Genomic DNA, 15043 nt, shown 5'->3' on the forward strand with positions numbered 1-15043 from the left:
GAGATCCGGCATGGTATTTTTCTTGCCACCGCGTTTCCGCCCATTCGCGGTGGTCGCGGCAGGCACGGAGCGGGCGCTTCTGGCGGGGATGGTCAGGTGGAGCCGTCCAGCCGAAGTTGCCGATACCGGGGCATCCTGTGTGGTCGCAGCGCATGTCATGCCGCGCCCCGCCGCTTTTTCGAGGGAACGCCTTGATCTTGCTGAGCGTTGTGCACATGTCCGCTAGAGCGGATGGCCTCTTTGCGGGCCGCAATGTAGGAGCGAACTTTTGCCTCAGTCTCGGGCCACACGCGCCCACCGGCGCGAAGCCGTGAAACTAACTCGGAATTCCCAGCCGCAGCCTTACCGAGGTAGCTTGCTTTCAGGTTTGACTCCTTCAGGAAGGCGTCAATCTCTTGCAACAAAGTGCGGGAATGTTTTGTCATGAGCTGCATTGTATCCGCTTTAGAGGATGCAGCAAGTGTTTTCTATAGAGGACGTGCGATTATCTCCGCTTTCGCGGATACTCTCGGCATGGAAAACGATGCCTGGAGAGAGCGGCTTGCAGCCGCGGTAAAGCAATCTGGTCGCAGCCTGAGAAGCCTTTCAATGGCAGCAGGCAAGGGACCGGGCTACGTTCACTCTCTGCTTTCCGAGGGTAAATCACCCACCATCGAAAACCTGATGGAGCTGTGCAAGCAGATTGGGACAAGCCCTTCCTACATCCTTTATGGCGTAGATGTTCAGCCCGAAGATGCCGAAATCATTGCGGCAATGCGGGACGATCCGGAAACACGAGATGCGGTGCTTGCACTTCTGCGGCGCAAGTCTGCGCCCTGACCGCAGCCAAGAGCTTTCGCTTTTCAGCTGCGGTCATTCCCGCCAGCACCAACATAAACTCATGCACGTCCATCACGTCCTCACCCGTTACAGGACCAGCCTAGCAGTACAAATCGTGAACGTGCAACCGCAACGTGCGGTGGAGGTGTGGTTGGGACTCGGCAAGAGCGAGCCGGACGGGCAAGATATGGGGAGAGAATCGGGAGGCCTAAACGATGGGCTTGATTGAGTTCGTCTGCGCATCGATCATTGCCGCCTACGCCATGGTTGGAGGCGCGTTCATTGGCGCCTCGATTACTGCGCCTCACAACATGAAAAAGGTTCTGATAGCTATGGACCCGGCCATTGGTGTGCTATTCCCCGTTACGGGGCTCGGGATGATCGCATCCATGTCGCTGATCTTCATCGCTCCATTTGGGTGGTTCATCAAGGCCTCAGCAATTGCGACCATCGCAACGGCTGCTCACCTAACATTCACCGTGATCTATGCGGTCTGTCATTTCATTGTAGCCGCAATAGATGATCCAGAAAGCCAACAAGCAGTGAAAGACCTATGATGGACACCAAGTAGACAACCACAACCACTAAAAGCCTCATAGCCCCTCGCCCGCCCGACTCGGCGGGCTTTTTTGATGTGCGCCAGCACAGCGCTGGCAGGGGCAGGATAGCATAGGTGCGGATAGGTCTCAAAATTATATCCTCTTTAGGGGATGTATTATCTTGACTATCCTCGATAGCGGATACATCTTAAAGACATACCGACGACGACCCCGACCGCCAGACGGCAACTGGGTGATGCTCGGAAAACCCTTTGAGATGGACTAACGAGATGGACATTTGCCCCACCAGCGCGACCCGCCTGCCGATCATCGGCTTTGAGAACCTGACCCCGGCTCAGCTCCGTCGGTTGGGCAGCATCATCAACCCCAAGATCCGCGTCACGCTTGACGTGGTTCCAGTCCTCGACCCCGCTGTCATGGCTGGGATTCAGCTCAGCGCCGACCGATCGACACCGCGCGGCGGTATGGGAGGGCGCGCGTGATGGCGGAGCGCATCAACGATGGCGAGCATTTTGAAATCGAGGCCGTAGTTCGCATGAATGGGGGCGAAGCATATGTCCTCAATCGTGCTCCTTCGGTGAAATATATCCAAGAGGGCAACTGCCTTGTCGGGCGCGACGGGCCGTTCGTTAGTCTCTATCAGCACGACACCCCTCATGGGCGCTTCAAAGCATTCGCTGGCGCAGTCTTCGATATCCCCCTCAGGGATGGTGGATCAATTCGAGCGTCCGGCCAGTGGTGGCACTCCCATCCAGCTGGCGCGATCGACGCTGCATGGGCCACCAATGCTGGCCTGCTCAAGTGTTACGTTTTCAGTGTCGGTGCGTGGGACCCTGAGGCGTTGGCGGCTATGCGTTCGGCTTACAAGGGGGAGGTCTATCCCTACTGGGCATATCAGGCCCTGATCGAAGCTCCGCGGCTGAGGGTTGCAAGCAGTAACGCGAAGATCCACGCAAGGAAGGTGAAGGGACACATCCTCCGAAACCTGCGCGAGATAATGGCGGAGCGAGACGAATTGCGCTCCATGCTCGCGGCCCGCAACGGGGAGGTCGCGTGATGATCGACCCCCGCCCCATCATGGCCGAAGCACGCGACGCCTATGCCGCGCAGGTCAAACTCGCCCGCGCCTGCGGTGACAAGCCTGCCGCAGACGCCCTTATCGCCCGCATCAACGACATCGATCAATTCTGGGACGCCATGCCCTCGGAGGCTCGCCATGCAACAACGCATTGACTGGACCTGCGCAATCACGTGGCTCGCTATGGCTATCGGCGTTGTCGCCTTCTGGGCCGTGGTTGGCCGGGCGGTGCTGGCATGACCCGCGCACCGAACGTCCCGACCGATCAGGCAGCGCCGGAGCTGCTGCCGTGCCCGTTCTGCGGGGGGCACGTAGAGGCTGATTGGCATTACAACGATAACTCTGACGGCGGCGGGCGGGGCAAGGTAATCTGCTCTGGATGTCAGGCTGAAATGGTCAGCGACGATCCCGGCTGGATGAACAATCAAGCAGACCGCGATCGTTGCATTGCCGAAGCCATCGCCGCATGGAACCGCCGCGCCGATCTCGCCGCCCCCTCTGCGCCTGCCGAGGTCGAGGGGCTGGTGGAGCGGTTGCGACAGGGAACGACCCGTATCGTGCGCCACTACTCATCGTGCACCATCGAAGACGTTGACGATGCAGACGAGACCATGGCGGAAGCCGCCACCGCCCTGACCGCGCTGCAAGCCGAGAACGAGCGGCTGACCAACCGGGCCGAGGTCGCGGAATACAAGCAGCGGATCGCTGTCGAGCAAGTCCAACCGATGATCCGCGCCCGCGCCGAGAAGGCAGAGGCCGAGCTTGCCAAGATCGTTGAGGGCATTGCTGATGATGCCACGGCTATTCCAGAAGCATGCGGAAAGCTGCATGACCTGCTGTGCCTGCCCGACGACGCAAAACCTTCGACAGCTTACGACTGGGCCCGCGAGGCGTATGACCTGCTCATTCCCGCATCTGGTCGCGCGATTGACCGTGCCGCCCACGCGAAGCTCAAGGGGGACGTGTGATGACCCGCGCCCTCTACATCGGCCTCATGCTCATCGCACTGCCTATCCTGATCGGCTTTGCGGTCTGGCTCGTCGCCCCCGCTATTGGCGCGGTTGTCGATGCCGCAGCCACCCGCCCTGCCGCATGCGCTGGCTACACGCCAGATGAATGTGCGGCGGCTGTGGAGGGCTGGTGATGTCCAGTTACAACCACTCTGCGCACTTCACTGATGAGGCATGGGAACAGCTAGGCAGGGAAGCTGATGAGCTGGAAGCCTACCGAGAGGCCGAGAAGGTCCGCCTACGCGGCAACTATCGCCCGCCACCAATCGCCCTGCCCGGCAGCAAGTTCTGCCCACTGTGCCGGGGCCGTTCGAAGCTCTCAGACGGCTGCGACTGCCCCGCATGTGACGGGACAGGCTTCAAGGAACTGATCACGCTGGAGGATGCAGCATGAACCGGCACGCATTGGACGGAAACATGATCTCCGCCGACGCCTACTATGGCGCGGTCTGGCAGCCTGAAGATTTCGAAGCCTGCTGCAAATGCGGCTGCGACTTCGCCGACACAGACAGCGACAACCACGACCCTCACGCGATCCAGAGCAAGAGCGATCCCATGCTCTGCGCCTTCTGCTTCGACACGATGGGGGACGAGCAATGAGCCATATTCATCCTACCCCTCTGCATATCCGCGGCTGTGTCGGTGACGAGATGTGGAAGGCCGCAAAGGCTTGGGAGCGGGAAACCGGACAGGTCGCACCCTACAGCCTCTTTTCTAAGGCGTTCCGCGACGGCATGGCCCGCGCGATCCGTGAACACGAAGCAGAAGTCGCCGCCTTCGGGCCCCAATATCTAGAACCAAACGAACTTCATGAAGCATCATAGAGAGACATAAAAATGGTCGACTACATCGAGGAAAGCAAAGGCGGCGACTTCAGGCCCACGCCCGAAGGCCAGCACGAAATGATCTGTTGCCGGGTGATCGACCTTGGCACTCATCAGGGCGAATACAAGGGTGAGATCAAGCACCAGCGGAAGATTCTGATCACTTGGGAGGTTCCCGGCGTCCGAACGGAGATTGATGGGAAAGACTTGCCCCATCTCCATAGCGAACGCTTCAACTGGTCATTCCACGAGAAAGCTAATCTGCGAAAGTTCCTTGAGGATTGGCGCGGCGTCCCGTTCAAGCCGGAAGATTTCGCCGGGTCGAACGGCAACGGCTTCCGTATCAGCCGACTTATCGGCGTCCCGTGCTATGCGCAAGTCATGCACGAGACCGGCGGCAATGGCAGGACCTATGCCAATCTGCGCACTATCATGCGCTTCCCCGGAAAAGCAGACAGCTGGCCGAAGGCTGAGGGCGAGTTGATTTTCTTCGATCTGGACAACTTCGATCAAGCTACCTTCGACAAGCTGCCGAAGCGGATCAAGGCGCAGATCGCGGACAGCCCGGAAGGCTCTTACCTGATTGAGCGCGGCACGATGCGCTACGTTGCAGAGCAAGGCGAACCCCATCGAGACGGTCAATCGGCAAATCAGTCACAGCACTCATCAGCAAGTCGTGAAGTAAACGATTTCGATTCAGACCCGATCCCGTTCTGAGGTGACGCCATGACCCACAAAACCGACCGCATCGTTGAAGTGCTGCATACCCTTATCGCGATGTTTCCCGAGCATGCAGACGATGGCGCATGGATGGCAGCCGAGGCAAGCGAGCAATTCGGCATCGATCCGAAGGACGCCAAACGCGTCTATGACAAGCGCTTCGCTATAGCGGGGGCTTGCTGACATGGCCGACGACGACCGCGCCCGCGCCTCACGAGCCACCGAATACCTGATCGAGAGCGCCGCTGAAATCGCCGCTGCCCGTGCTGACCTAACCCGCGCCGAGAACATGCTGCGCGTGGTCAAAGCAATGGCGATGCGCATGAGCAATGCCAAGGCTGTGTCGGCGCAAGAGACAGAGGCATACGCCTCGTCGCAGTACCTTCAAGCGATCAATGATCTGACCGCTGCGACGCAGGCTTATGAAGAACTTCGGGCGAAGCGCGAGGCCGCGAAAATGCGGATCGAATACTGGCGGTCGCTTAACGCCAATCAGCGATCCGCAGAGCGTGGATATGGGAGTGCGGCATGAACTTCGCGCATCAGTTTCGCGGCCCGCTCGGCCAGAAGGTCGGCAAGATCGTCAGCACAGCAATCCGGGACAGCGCACGCGGCCAGACCTGCACCATGCGCTCAGACTGGTGCAATCACGATCCCAGCACCGTCGTGTTCTGCCACGCCCCGGTGCGCCGATTTGGCCTGGGCGGGATGGGCATGAAAGTGCCGGATCTCTTTGGCTATTACGGCTGCCACATGTGCCATGCCCATGAGAGCGATATGGGCTGGGACGATATTCTGCGGGCCATGTGCGAGACGCAGATGCGCCTGCTGGCTGCGGGATTAATCGTGGTCCCCCGCTGAGACTGCCAGCCTCGCCCACCTGCTCGGGCGCGGCCAACTTCCCCGGCGGCGGGGTGCTGCCGGGGGCTTTTATGGAGAAAGCGATGCCGAAAGCTGATATCTCATTCGCGCCGCGCCTGCTCGCTGAGCCAGAGGCCGCTCGTTATCTGGGAATGTCCGCGACCACGCTGCGCTCACTTGGCCTGCCCCGCAAGGAGATGAGGGCTAAGCGCCTCTATGACCGGTTTGACCTGGATGATTATGCGAGCGCCCTACCCTACGAGGGGCAAGATGACACAGCAGCCTCCGCGCTCACTGATAAGGCATTCGGACTATGAGATTGAAGGGAATCAGGCGGCAGAAGCGCGGTGAGCGGGTGGTGAAATATCACCGCGCGACCGGCGTTCGCCTGCCCGACCTTCCCGAGCTTCACCCCGATTTCATCGCTGCGTGGGCCACCGCCCAAGCTCAGGCTGGCTCCATCCAAGCCAAAGCCCTGCGCGGTGCAAGCGCAGGATCGGTCGCGTCCGTCGTCAACAGCTTCTTGGCGTCCCAAGATTTCCTGTCCGGTAGCTCCGTCTATCGGGCGATTCTCAAGCGCAATGCGGAGCAGATCAAAGCGGCGTATGCCGACGTGCAGTTCCGCCTGATCGAACCGCGTCACATCGAAGCAGATCTGGCCAAGCTGCCGCCAAACCCTGCGAATGCTCGCCTGAAAACTTGGCGGAAACTGAGCAAATTCGCGAAAGTCACGGGGCATGGGGAAAAGGACGCCGCCGCGCTGGTTTCAAAGAGAAAGGAAACCATTGTCGGTCACAAGAAATGGACAGCCGAGGACATTGCCGCCTATCGCGGCAGGTGGGCCGTCGGCACAGTTCAACGCGCCTGCTTCGAGCTGGTTTACTGGACGGCAGCCCGCACGATCGACGCGGTCAACCTATCGCCCTCGCACGTCGGCAAGGACGGTATCCTGACCTTCATCCAGAGCAAAACCAAGGGCCCCGCCTATGTGCCGTGGACTGCGACGCTGCCGGATTTCGCAGCCTCGTGGCTGGATGAGCGCGAAACGGTCCACAAAGCAGTCGAGCACCTCAAAGGCGGCTTTACCTTCTTGGCGACCTCGAACGGAAAAGTGCGCAGCCACAAGGGCCTGTCGAACGTGATTGCCGATGCCGCGAGGGACGCGTGCCTGCAAGACTGCACGGCGCACGGGCTCAGAAAGGCGCGCCTGACCGATATCGCCGAGGCGGGCGGAACCGCGCACGCAATTATGGCTTGGGGTGGCCACAAAACGCTCCAAGAGGTCGAGCAATACACCCGCGCCGCCCAAATGAAACGGCTGATAAGTGGACCGGGAACAGAACGGAACGTTGTATCACCCGCCGACCGCGATACAAAAATCGCGAAAAGTCTTTAGTTTTCAATAAGAGAATGAGCCAATGGCGCACCCAAGAGGATTCGAACCTCTGGCCTCTGCCTTCGGAGGGCAGCGCTCTATCCAGCTGAGCTATGGGTGCGGACTGGTCTGTGATTACCGCGTAATGCACCGGGCCGCAATGGGGTTTCAGGCGAAAAGCTCTCGGCAAAACTTCAGGCCGTCAATCAGCGCATCGACCTCTTCGGTGGTGTTATAAAGGGCGAAGCTGGCGCGTGCGGTCGCGGTCTTGCCGTAGAAATCCAGCAAAGGCATCGCACAATGCGTCCCTGCCCGTACAGCAATGCCGCGCTTGTCGAGAATCGTCGAGATGTCATGGGCATGGGCCCCCTCCATCGTCAGCGAAAAAATCGCGCCTTTGCCGGGGGCATCGCCTTGGACCTCAAGCCAATTCAATGCGCGCAGCTGCTCACGTGCGTAATCACGCAAGTGGTGCTCATGCGCGGCGATATTCTCCATCCCGAGCGCCATCATGTAATCCAACGCGACGCCCAGACCGATCTGATTGACGATGCCGGGGGTGCCTGCCTCGAACTTCAACGGCGGCTCGGCATATTCAACGCTGTTGCGGCTGACGGTACGGATCATGTCGCCGCCACCCAGGAATGGCCGCATTTCGGCCTGCCGCGCGCGCGAAACCCAAATCGCACCCGAGCCGGAAGGTCCGTACAGCTTGTGGCCGGTAATGGCATAGAAATCGACGCCAAGCGTCTTGAGATCGACGGGCACATGGACCGACGCCTGGCTGCCATCGACCAGCACCGGCACATCCGTGCCCCGCGCGATCGCGCCGACATCAACCAGCGTACCGGTCACATTCGACATATGGGTGACGGCAATCAGCTTGGTGCGCGGGGTGACCGCCTCTAAAACCTTTTCAGGGGGCAGGCTGCCATCCGGCTCGGGCTCGACCCATTTCAAAACGACGCCCTGACGTTCGCGCAGAAAATGCCAAGGCACGATATTGGCATGATGCTCGAGAACAGACAGCACAATCTCATCGCCGGGCTGCAAACGCGGCGCGGCCCAGCCGTAGCTGATCAGATTCAGCCCCTCTGTCGCGCCCGAGGTGAAGATGACCTCATCCTCGTGTGGCGCATTCAGAAAACGGGCAATCTTGCCGCGCACTGCCTCGTAGTGATCAGTCGCCAGATTGGAGAGATAGTGCAAACCGCGATGGACATTGGCATATTCCATCTCATAGGCCTGCGTGATCGCATCGATCACCACCTGCGGCTTTTGGGCCGAGGCACCATTGTCCAGATAGACCAGCGGACGGCCATTGACCTCTCGCGAGAGGATCGGGAAATCGCTGCGGATTTTAGCTATTTCATAGGTCATTGGACGACAATCTCGGGCATGATGCCGAAGGATACGGCAATGAAAGACAGGGCGAAACCGACGACAAACATGGTGCCGATAAACCCGAGGATAACCAGAAACGCACTTTGGAAACCGTGCAAGGCCTTGGTCAGCATCACGGTCAGGTACAAAAACAGACCGAAAGCAAGAATAGACATGATGGGCGCCGATGCTGGAAAGACCACCATCAACACCACCTGCACCGCCTGCACGCCAACCAGCATCATCTCGATCCAGGCGGTGATCAGAAGCGCGTCTTCAAACTGTCCCTTGCCGCCGAACAGACGCCCGACCCAGGTCATCAAAAGCGCCGATCCCACCATTGCCGTAAACTGGATCGACGCCAAAAGCGCGGGCTGCGCAATCAACCGCGAGACCGAGTTTTCCACCGGAACCGGAAACAGCAACCGCACCACGCCCGCAAGCAGTGTCGACAGCGCCACCGCCAACACCAGCGCCATCCAGCGCGCCGCCACCGGAAGATCCAGTGACTGCAGCGCGCGTAGCCCAAGCATGGGCTCTTTTACGGTCAAGATGGCCAGATCGCCGATTTGCTTGAAATTCATTTTTGTCCTGCAAGGGCACGCAATCCCGCACCCCAGATAAAGAGAAATCCAAGGCCAGCCACAGCCTGCGTCAGCGTCAGCGCGGGGCCCGGCCCTACTAGCCCGGCCGTCATCCCTGACAGCAACATTGCTGGCGAAACCGCCAGAAGCGCCCAAAACAGCGCAAGGCGAGAATCCTCGGGCGTCAGCGGGCGTGCCGTCAGCCGCGACACCGCCGCGACCAAGGCGGCCAGCGCATAGGCCAATACCGGCATCATGAACATCACCGCCAGAACGGCCCCCCCCATGCGCGCATTCAGCGGAATGGAGGGGTCGATTTCAGCGGCACGCGCGTGGCTGGGGGCCTGAGCCACCAGAAAGATCAACATTGCGACCATCAAAAGGACGATCAGAACGCGATCTGGCATTCCACGCAACTCGCGCACAACCGCACCGGGCCGCCACCAGCTTTTCACCACACGTGGCAAGATGCCCGGCCGAGCTGTGCGCGATTGACTCATGCGGAGGTTGCCTGAGCCCGCTCGGTCAGCCAGTCTTCCAGCCGTTCCAGCACGCGCTCGCGTAGAACCTCATCCTCGACCTCTTCCAAGGCATCAGCCAGGAAGGACAGGACCAAAAGGACGATTGCCCGCTCTTTTGGAACGCCGCGCGAACGCAGATAGAACAATGCGGTTTCATCCAATGCCCCGGTGGTCGAGCCATGGCTGCACTTCACATCATCGGCGTAGATTTCCAGCTCGGGCTTGGCAAGAAACTGGCTGTCTTCGTCCAGCAAAAGAGCCTGGCTGATCTGATAGCCATCCGTTTTTTGCGCGCCCTGCTTGACCAGGATCTTGCCCTGGAACACCCCGACCGCACCGTTTTTCAGCACCTTTTTATAGACCTGACGGCTTTCGCACCGCTCGGCCGCATGGGTGATATAGACGGTGTTGTCATGGTGGAACGGGCCTTGCGTCCCATCCCCCAAAGCGGCCGCCGCGACATGGGCCACGGCATCATCGCCGATGATATCGACAATGCTTTCGTGACGCATGACACGACCGCTGACCGAAAGCTCAAAGGATTTCAGCAGCGCATTGGCCGCAACCCGTGCGAACAGGTAGCTGATCCCGACCTTGGGCTCGGCGGCGCGCTTGGCCATCAGATGATGCAGACGCGCGCCATCGGCGATGTCGGCCTCGATGACCACGTTCGAACGTGCGCCGATCAGCCCGGTTTCCAGCAGTGTCACCTCAGAATCGGGTTCCATCCGGACGACGTGATGCAGATGCACATCCGCCGCTGCGGCCTGGCGCCGATAGATCAGATGGACCGGGCGGGCAACTTTGCCGGTGACGCGGATCAGCACACCATCGGTCGCAGCCAGCGTGTTCAACGCCGCAAAGGGACGCAAAACCGGCTTTTGTCCGGCAGCCTCTTGCATGCCGTAATAAGCCTTGGCCCAATGCGCGCCATCAGCCTCTGCAGCAGCAAGGGTCGAGATTTCGATCCCGGCCTCGCTAAGATCATCCGAGGAGGCCGCATCAAAATGACCGTCGACGAAAACCAGCTTCAGCCGCTCGATCCCATCAAAAAGAGGGGAATCCTGGGCATCATCCGGGATTTCGACCGCAGCGGCCTGAGGGGCGTTAAAGACCGCCGGGGCGGTATAGCGCCAATATTCATCGCGCGGTCCCGGCAGGCCCATCGCAGCAAGACGCGCATTCGCATCCTGGCGTGCCCCGGCCGAAAAACCACCCTTGGGCAGATCAAGCGCAGCAAGGCGCAGGCTCAGCGCCTCGCCCGACTGCGAAGCCGAGGCATGCACGGCCTGCGCAGATGCGCGGACAGCAAGCTCGGTCATTCCGCGACCTCCGCCAAAAGCTCGGCATAGCCGTTCTTTTCGACTTCCAACGCCAGTTCAGGACCGCCGGTTTTGATGATGCGGCCATTATACATGATGTGAACAACATCGGGGCGGATGTGGTCCAACAGACGCTGGTAGTGGGTGATGACCAGGAAGCTACGCTCGGGCGAGCGCAGCGCGTTCACGCCCTCGGAAACCAGACGCATAGCATCAACGTCAAGGCCCGAATCCGTCTCGTCCAGAATGCACATCCGGGGCTCGAGCATTGCCATCTGCAAGATTTCGTTGCGCTTTTTCTCGCCACCCGAAAAACCGACGTTCACCGGACGCTTCAGCATCTCGGCGTCGATATTCAGGCTTTTGGCCTTTTCGCGCACGACTTTCAGGAAGTCCCCGGCCGAGAGTTCCTCTTCGCCACGCGCCTTGCGCTGTGCGTTCACCGCAGTGCGCAAAAAGGTCAGGTTGCCGACGCCCGGAATTTCGACCGGATATTGGAAGGCCAGAAACAGGCCTGCTGCCGCACGCTCTTCGGGCTCCATTTCCAACAGATCGGCGCCATCCAGCGTGGCGCCACCATCCGTGACCTCATAACCATCGCGGCCCGACAGAACATAAGACAGCGTCGATTTGCCCGAACCGTTCGGACCCATGATTGCATGGACCTGACCAGCCGGCACCGTCAGATCGACCCCTTTCAGGATCTGCTTGCTGCCATCCTCAAGTTCGGCGCAGAGGTTTTTGATTTCCAGCATATTCTTCCCTTACCATTTCGTATCGGCTGCTGCCGGGCCTTGCCCGGCGCCGTTATATTCCTTGCGGCGCTTAGCCGACCGAACCTTCAAGCGAGATCGCGACCAAGGCCTGAGCTTCCATGGCGAATTCCATCGGCAGGGCCTGCAGAACCTCGCGGCAAAAACCATTGACGACCAGCGCCACGGCCTCTTCCTCGTCCATGCCGCGCGCGCGGCAATAGAACAGCTGATCATCATCGACTTTCGAGGTCGTGGCCTCATGCTCGACCCGGCTCGAGGTGTTTCTGACCTCGATATAGGGCACGGTATGGGCGCCGCATTGATCGCCGATCAACAGGCTGTCGCATTGCGTATAGTTGCGGCTGTTCAGCGCGCGCGGATGCATCGAGACCTGACCGCGATAGGTATTTTGCGCCTTTCCGGCGGAAATACCTTTGGAAACAATGCGTGAGCGCGTGTTCTTGCCAAGATGGATCATCTTGGTGCCGGTATCCGCCTGCTGCATGTTATTGGCGATGGCGATTGAATAGAACTCGCCCTGGCTTTCCTCGCCGCGCAAGATGCACGACGGATATTTCCAGGTGATCGCCGAGCCGGTCTCGACCTGGGTCCACATCACCTTGGCCCTTGCGCCACGGCAATCCGCACGCTTGGTCACAAAGTTATAGATGCCGCCCTTGCCCTCTTCATCGCCGGGGAACCAGTTCTGAACCGTCGAGTATTTGACTTCGGCATCGTCCAAAATCACCAGCTCGACCACCGCGGCGTGCAATTGGGCAATGTCACGCTTGGGCGCGGTACAGCCTTCAAGATAGCTGACATAGCTGCCCTTGTCGGCGATGATCAGCGTCCGCTCGAACTGGCCGGTATTCTCGGCATTGATGCGGAAATAGGTCGACAGTTCCATCGGGCATTTGACGCCCGGCGGGATGTAGACGAACGAGCCATCCGAGAAAACGGCCGAGTTCAGGGTCGCAAAATAGTTGTCCGTCTGCGGCACGACCGAACCTAGGTACTTTTTGACCAGTTCGGGGTGTTCGCGGATCGCCTCGGAGATCGAGCAGAAGATGACACCGGCCTTGGCCAGCTCATCCTTGAAGGTGGTGCCGACGGACACGGAATCGAATACCGCATCCACCGCGACCTTGCGGGCCTCGGCGGGGGCATCCTCGGCGCCCTCGACACCGGCCAGGATCATCTGCTCGCGCAGCGGAATGCCCAGCTTTTCATAGGTCGCCAAAAGCTTGGGATCGACATCATCCAGCGACTTGGGCTTTTCAGCCATGCTTTTGGGGCGCGCGTAGTAATACTGATCCTGATAATCGATCTCAGGATAGTTCAGCATCGCCCATTTCGGCTCGGTCATGGTCAGCCAGCGGCGGAAAGCCTGAAGGCGCCACTCGGTCATCCATTCGGGTTCTTCGTTCTTTTGCGAGATGAGACGAACGATATCTTCGTTCAGCCCCTTAGGGGCGTATTCCATCTCGATCTCGGTATCCCAGCCGTATTTGTAGCTGCCCATGTTCTGGACAGTTTCGACGGTCTCACGGTCAACGCCTTCGCGGACCTCAAGCTCCGGGGAGGTAGCCAGATCAGCCATGGTTATCCTTTCCTGCGGTTTCCCGCCCTCTATTCCGTTCGCGCCAGCGCTGCCACGAGGCAAGCCAGGCGTCGGCAAAACGCATAACATCCCGTTCAGCCGTGGAAGGCCCGAACGAGATGCGGATCGCGTCGCCCGCGTGTTCGGGATCGATCCCCATGGCCTGCAAAACACCGCTGGCCCGGACCTTGCCCGAGGAGCACGCCGACCCTGCCGAAATGGCAAATCCGGCAAGATCCATCTGCATCACCTGCGTCTCACCGCGCCACCCTGGGGTTAGCAATGCGAGTGTGTTCGGCAGGCGGCGGGATTCGCGCCCCAAGAATGTAACATCTTCCGCCCCGGATTCCAGTCTGGCGATCAACGAATCGCGGGTTTCGGACACTTTGTCCCACAAACCTTGATCTAGATCATTTTGAGCCGCTTTTGCAGCAGCCGCAAAACCCATGATTCCGATCAAATTCTCGGTCCCGGCACGGCGTCCCTGCTCTTGTCCGCCGCCCTTGATGCGGGCCTCGATATCGGTGCCACGTTTGACGACCAATGCGCCAATTCCCTTGGGTCCGCCAAGCTTATGGGCCGATACGAAACCAGCAGTGACACCTAACCAGTTGAAGGCAAGTGGTATTTTTCCAAAGGCCTGGGTCAGATCGCTGACCGCTAGCCCTTCGGGCAAGTGCTGCAGCACCCCGGTTTCGGAATTGGCAATCTGCAGGCTGGCGCGTTCGGGCGCGGGCACGCTCACGCGCCCATCTGCATCCGTCAGCAGAATCTGCTGACACCAGGCCTTGACCGCATCATGTTCCACACCCGCGCAGGCCAGATCGCGCCCCGCCAATGCCAAAGCCGCTGCCTCGGTCGAGCCAGAGGTGAAGATCACATCCGCGCCCTCTGCGCCCAGCGCTGCGGCGATGTCCTCGCGCGCACGCTCGATTGCGGATTTCGCGGCCCGGCCCTCGGCATGAACCGAGGACGGGTTGCCGACGATCTCGGTCGCGGCCAGCATTGCATCGCGCGCCTGTGCACGCAGGGGCGTCGTGGCATTCCAATCCAGATAGGCGCGGCTCATTTTGCATCGTCCTCGCGCAAAGCCGCCACGATCCGCGCGGCCAGCTTGCGCGCGACCTCGGCCTTGGGCATGCGCGGCCAGCTTTCTGCCCCCTGATCAGAGATCAGCGTGACCGCGTTTTCAGGACCGCCCATGATCCCGGTCGAGGGATGCACGTCATTGGCGATGATCCAGTCGCAGCCCTTGCGCAATCGCTTGGCCGTGGCATAGCCCACCACATCATCGGTCTCAGCGGCAAAGCCGATGACCAATTCAGGCCGCTTATCCGTCAAATGGCTGATCCAAGCCAAAATATCCGGGTTCTCGCTGAACTCGAGCGGTGGGATCTGTCCGGATCCATCCTTTTTGATCTTGCTGTCACGCGCGTTCAGGACATGCCAGTCCGCCACAGCGGCGGCCATAACCGCAACATCTGCGGGCAAGGCGCGCTCGACCGCCTCGCGCATCTGCGCCGCCGTTTCAACGGGGATGACCTCGACCCCTTCTGGCGGGGGAACGCTGGCCGGGCCGGTCACGAAACTGACCCTCGCGCCCAATTGGCGCAACGCATCGGCAATGGCCG

At 60.0% G+C, this 15043-nt stretch carries 25 protein-coding genes and 1 tRNA gene; 17 read left to right on the forward strand and 9 right to left on the reverse strand.

Annotated elements, in window-relative coordinates; all coding sequences use genetic code 11:
• From RTS12_RS16185 to RTS12_RS16265, 17 genes are all read left to right on the forward strand, one after another.
• Positions 1–226 (forward strand): hypothetical protein (locus RTS12_RS16185; RefSeq protein ID WP_312530349.1); only part of this gene is annotated, 226 nt, incomplete at its 5' end.
• A 197-nt stretch (positions 227–423) separates the two neighbouring features.
• Positions 424–819 (forward strand): helix-turn-helix transcriptional regulator, encoded by a 396-nt coding sequence (locus RTS12_RS16190; protein WP_312530351.1) that lies wholly within the window; start codon positions 424–426, stop codon positions 817–819.
• Positions 820–1034: 215 nt separating this feature from the next.
• Positions 1035–1376 (forward strand): hypothetical protein, encoded by a 342-nt coding sequence (locus tag RTS12_RS16195; RefSeq protein WP_312530353.1) that lies wholly within the window; start codon positions 1035–1037, stop codon positions 1374–1376.
• Positions 1377–1648: 272 nt separating this feature from the next.
• The gene (locus RTS12_RS16200; RefSeq protein WP_312530355.1) at positions 1649–1861 is read left to right on the forward strand and encodes a hypothetical protein; all 213 of its coding nucleotides are present in this window, start codon (positions 1649–1651) and stop codon (positions 1859–1861) included.
• On the forward strand, positions 1861–2436 hold the full coding sequence (locus tag RTS12_RS16205) for a hypothetical protein (protein ID WP_312530357.1): 576 nt from the start codon (positions 1861–1863) through the stop codon (positions 2434–2436). The genes RTS12_RS16200 and RTS12_RS16205 overlap by 1 nt, the downstream gene beginning before the upstream one ends.
• Complete coding sequence (locus RTS12_RS16210) at positions 2436–2612, forward strand: hypothetical protein (protein ID WP_312530358.1); 177 nt, start codon at positions 2436–2438, stop codon at positions 2610–2612. Before RTS12_RS16205 ends, RTS12_RS16210 begins: the two co-directional genes overlap by 1 nt.
• An 81-nt stretch (positions 2613–2693) precedes the next feature.
• Positions 2694–3425: a Lar family restriction alleviation protein gene (locus RTS12_RS16215; protein WP_312530360.1), complete on the forward strand. Its 732-nt coding sequence runs from the start codon at positions 2694–2696 to the stop codon at positions 3423–3425.
• Positions 3425–3601, forward strand: a complete 177-nt coding sequence (locus RTS12_RS16220; protein WP_312530362.1) for a hypothetical protein — start codon at positions 3425–3427, stop codon at positions 3599–3601. Before RTS12_RS16215 ends, RTS12_RS16220 begins: the two co-directional genes overlap by 1 nt.
• Positions 3601–3861, forward strand: coding sequence for a hypothetical protein (locus RTS12_RS16225; protein ID WP_312530364.1), 261 nt, complete (start codon positions 3601–3603; stop codon positions 3859–3861). The genes RTS12_RS16220 and RTS12_RS16225 overlap by 1 nt, the downstream gene beginning before the upstream one ends.
• Entirely contained in the window at positions 3858–4067 is a 210-nt protein-coding gene (locus tag RTS12_RS16230; RefSeq protein ID WP_312530366.1) for a hypothetical protein, read from the forward strand. The genes RTS12_RS16225 and RTS12_RS16230 overlap by 4 nt, the downstream gene beginning before the upstream one ends.
• Positions 4064–4291 (forward strand): hypothetical protein, encoded by a 228-nt coding sequence (locus tag RTS12_RS16235; RefSeq protein ID WP_312530368.1) that lies wholly within the window; start codon positions 4064–4066, stop codon positions 4289–4291. The genes RTS12_RS16230 and RTS12_RS16235 overlap by 4 nt, the downstream gene beginning before the upstream one ends.
• 12 nt (positions 4292–4303) lie before the next feature.
• Positions 4304–5008 carry a phage replication initiation protein, NGO0469 family gene (locus RTS12_RS16240; protein ID WP_312530370.1) on the forward strand — a complete coding sequence of 235 codons (705 nt, stop codon included), beginning with the start codon at positions 4304–4306 and terminating at the stop codon, positions 5006–5008.
• A 9-nt stretch (positions 5009–5017) separates the two neighbouring features.
• Positions 5018–5194: a hypothetical protein gene (locus RTS12_RS16245; RefSeq protein WP_312530372.1), complete on the forward strand. Its 177-nt coding sequence runs from the start codon at positions 5018–5020 to the stop codon at positions 5192–5194.
• A gap of 1 nt (position 5195) precedes the next feature.
• Complete coding sequence (locus RTS12_RS16250; RefSeq protein WP_312530374.1) at positions 5196–5543, forward strand: hypothetical protein; 348 nt, start codon at positions 5196–5198, stop codon at positions 5541–5543.
• Positions 5540–5872, forward strand: a complete 333-nt coding sequence (locus RTS12_RS16255; RefSeq protein ID WP_312530376.1) for a nuclease domain-containing protein — start codon at positions 5540–5542, stop codon at positions 5870–5872. Before RTS12_RS16250 ends, RTS12_RS16255 begins: the two co-directional genes overlap by 4 nt.
• An 83-nt stretch (positions 5873–5955) precedes the next feature.
• Positions 5956–6189 carry a DNA-binding protein gene (locus tag RTS12_RS16260; RefSeq protein WP_312530378.1) on the forward strand — a complete coding sequence of 78 codons (234 nt, stop codon included), beginning with the start codon at positions 5956–5958 and terminating at the stop codon, positions 6187–6189.
• Positions 6186–7268, forward strand: a complete 1083-nt coding sequence (locus tag RTS12_RS16265) for a tyrosine-type recombinase/integrase (RefSeq protein WP_312530380.1) — start codon at positions 6186–6188, stop codon at positions 7266–7268. Before RTS12_RS16260 ends, RTS12_RS16265 begins: the two co-directional genes overlap by 4 nt.
• Positions 7269–7291: 23 nt before the next feature.
• On the opposite strand, the gene RTS12_RS16270 is transcribed toward RTS12_RS16265, so the two are convergent.
• The 9 genes from RTS12_RS16270 to RTS12_RS16310 form a co-directional block, all read right to left on the reverse strand.
• Positions 7292–7368 (reverse strand) — tRNA-Arg (locus RTS12_RS16270).
• A 47-nt stretch (positions 7369–7415) separates the two neighbouring features.
• Positions 7416–8627: a cysteine desulfurase gene (locus RTS12_RS16275; protein WP_312530382.1), complete on the reverse strand. Its 1212-nt coding sequence runs from the start codon at positions 8625–8627 to the stop codon at positions 7416–7418.
• Positions 8624–9214, reverse strand: a complete 591-nt coding sequence (locus RTS12_RS16280; protein ID WP_312530384.1) for a YIP1 family protein — start codon at positions 9212–9214, stop codon at positions 8624–8626. The genes RTS12_RS16275 and RTS12_RS16280 overlap by 4 nt, the downstream gene beginning before the upstream one ends.
• Complete coding sequence (locus RTS12_RS16285; RefSeq protein WP_312530386.1) at positions 9211–9714, reverse strand: hypothetical protein; 504 nt, start codon at positions 9712–9714, stop codon at positions 9211–9213. The genes RTS12_RS16280 and RTS12_RS16285 overlap by 4 nt, the downstream gene beginning before the upstream one ends.
• Positions 9711–11057 carry a SufD family Fe-S cluster assembly protein gene (locus RTS12_RS16290; RefSeq protein WP_312530387.1) on the reverse strand — a complete coding sequence of 449 codons (1347 nt, stop codon included), beginning with the start codon at positions 11055–11057 and terminating at the stop codon, positions 9711–9713. Before RTS12_RS16290 ends, RTS12_RS16285 begins: the two co-directional genes overlap by 4 nt.
• The gene (gene sufC / locus RTS12_RS16295) at positions 11054–11812 is read right to left on the reverse strand and encodes a Fe-S cluster assembly ATPase SufC (protein WP_312530389.1); all 759 of its coding nucleotides are present in this window, start codon (positions 11810–11812) and stop codon (positions 11054–11056) included. The genes RTS12_RS16290 and sufC overlap by 4 nt, the downstream gene beginning before the upstream one ends.
• 70 nt (positions 11813–11882) lie before the next feature.
• Positions 11883–13412, reverse strand: coding sequence for a Fe-S cluster assembly protein SufB (sufB, locus tag RTS12_RS16300; RefSeq protein ID WP_312530391.1), 1530 nt, complete (start codon positions 13410–13412; stop codon positions 11883–11885).
• Positions 13405–14481, reverse strand: a complete 1077-nt coding sequence (locus RTS12_RS16305; RefSeq protein ID WP_312530393.1) for a cysteine desulfurase family protein — start codon at positions 14479–14481, stop codon at positions 13405–13407. Before RTS12_RS16305 ends, sufB begins: the two co-directional genes overlap by 8 nt.
• Positions 14478–15043 (reverse strand): phosphopantothenoylcysteine decarboxylase (locus RTS12_RS16310; RefSeq protein ID WP_312530395.1); only part of this gene is annotated, 566 nt, incomplete at its 5' end. The genes RTS12_RS16305 and RTS12_RS16310, both read right to left, overlap by 4 nt.

The sequence above is a fragment of the Paracoccus sp. (in: a-proteobacteria) genome (assembly GCF_032007265.1).
Classification (GTDB): domain Bacteria; phylum Pseudomonadota; class Alphaproteobacteria; order Rhodobacterales; family Rhodobacteraceae; genus Paracoccus.

Coding starts and splice junctions, on each gene's coding strand:
- RTS12_RS16255 (WP_312530376.1), top strand. CDS start 5,540: ATGAACTTCGCGCATCAGTTTCGCGGCCCGCTCGGCCAGAAGGTCGGC.
- RTS12_RS16250 (WP_312530374.1), top strand. CDS start 5,196: ATGGCCGACGACGACCGCGCCCGCGCCTCACGAGCCACCGAATACCTG.
- RTS12_RS16275 (WP_312530382.1), bottom strand. CDS start 8,627: ATGACCTATGAAATAGCTAAAATCCGCAGCGATTTCCCGATCCTCTCG.
- RTS12_RS16210 (WP_312530358.1), top strand. CDS start 2,436: ATGATCGACCCCCGCCCCATCATGGCCGAAGCACGCGACGCCTATGCC.
- RTS12_RS16200 (WP_312530355.1), top strand. CDS start 1,649: ATGGACATTTGCCCCACCAGCGCGACCCGCCTGCCGATCATCGGCTTT.
- RTS12_RS16285 (WP_312530386.1), bottom strand. CDS start 9,714: ATGAGTCAATCGCGCACAGCTCGGCCGGGCATCTTGCCACGTGTGGTG.
- RTS12_RS16215 (WP_312530360.1), top strand. CDS start 2,694: ATGACCCGCGCACCGAACGTCCCGACCGATCAGGCAGCGCCGGAGCTG.
- RTS12_RS16260 (WP_312530378.1), top strand. CDS start 5,956: ATGCCGAAAGCTGATATCTCATTCGCGCCGCGCCTGCTCGCTGAGCCA.
- RTS12_RS16235 (WP_312530368.1), top strand. CDS start 4,064: ATGAGCCATATTCATCCTACCCCTCTGCATATCCGCGGCTGTGTCGGT.
- RTS12_RS16205 (WP_312530357.1), top strand. CDS start 1,861: ATGGCGGAGCGCATCAACGATGGCGAGCATTTTGAAATCGAGGCCGTA.
- RTS12_RS16290 (WP_312530387.1), bottom strand. CDS start 11,057: ATGACCGAGCTTGCTGTCCGCGCATCTGCGCAGGCCGTGCATGCCTCG.
- sufC (WP_312530389.1), bottom strand. CDS start 11,812: ATGCTGGAAATCAAAAACCTCTGCGCCGAACTTGAGGATGGCAGCAAG.
- RTS12_RS16280 (WP_312530384.1), bottom strand. CDS start 9,214: ATGAATTTCAAGCAAATCGGCGATCTGGCCATCTTGACCGTAAAAGAG.
- RTS12_RS16240 (WP_312530370.1), top strand. CDS start 4,304: ATGGTCGACTACATCGAGGAAAGCAAAGGCGGCGACTTCAGGCCCACG.
- RTS12_RS16220 (WP_312530362.1), top strand. CDS start 3,425: ATGACCCGCGCCCTCTACATCGGCCTCATGCTCATCGCACTGCCTATC.
- RTS12_RS16245 (WP_312530372.1), top strand. CDS start 5,018: ATGACCCACAAAACCGACCGCATCGTTGAAGTGCTGCATACCCTTATC.
- RTS12_RS16190 (WP_312530351.1), top strand. CDS start 424: ATGAGCTGCATTGTATCCGCTTTAGAGGATGCAGCAAGTGTTTTCTAT.
- RTS12_RS16305 (WP_312530393.1), bottom strand. CDS start 14,481: ATGAGCCGCGCCTATCTGGATTGGAATGCCACGACGCCCCTGCGTGCA.
- sufB (WP_312530391.1), bottom strand. CDS start 13,412: ATGGCTGATCTGGCTACCTCCCCGGAGCTTGAGGTCCGCGAAGGCGTT.
- RTS12_RS16230 (WP_312530366.1), top strand. CDS start 3,858: ATGAACCGGCACGCATTGGACGGAAACATGATCTCCGCCGACGCCTAC.
- RTS12_RS16265 (WP_312530380.1), top strand. CDS start 6,186: ATGAGATTGAAGGGAATCAGGCGGCAGAAGCGCGGTGAGCGGGTGGTG.
- RTS12_RS16225 (WP_312530364.1), top strand. CDS start 3,601: ATGTCCAGTTACAACCACTCTGCGCACTTCACTGATGAGGCATGGGAA.
- RTS12_RS16195 (WP_312530353.1), top strand. CDS start 1,035: ATGGGCTTGATTGAGTTCGTCTGCGCATCGATCATTGCCGCCTACGCC.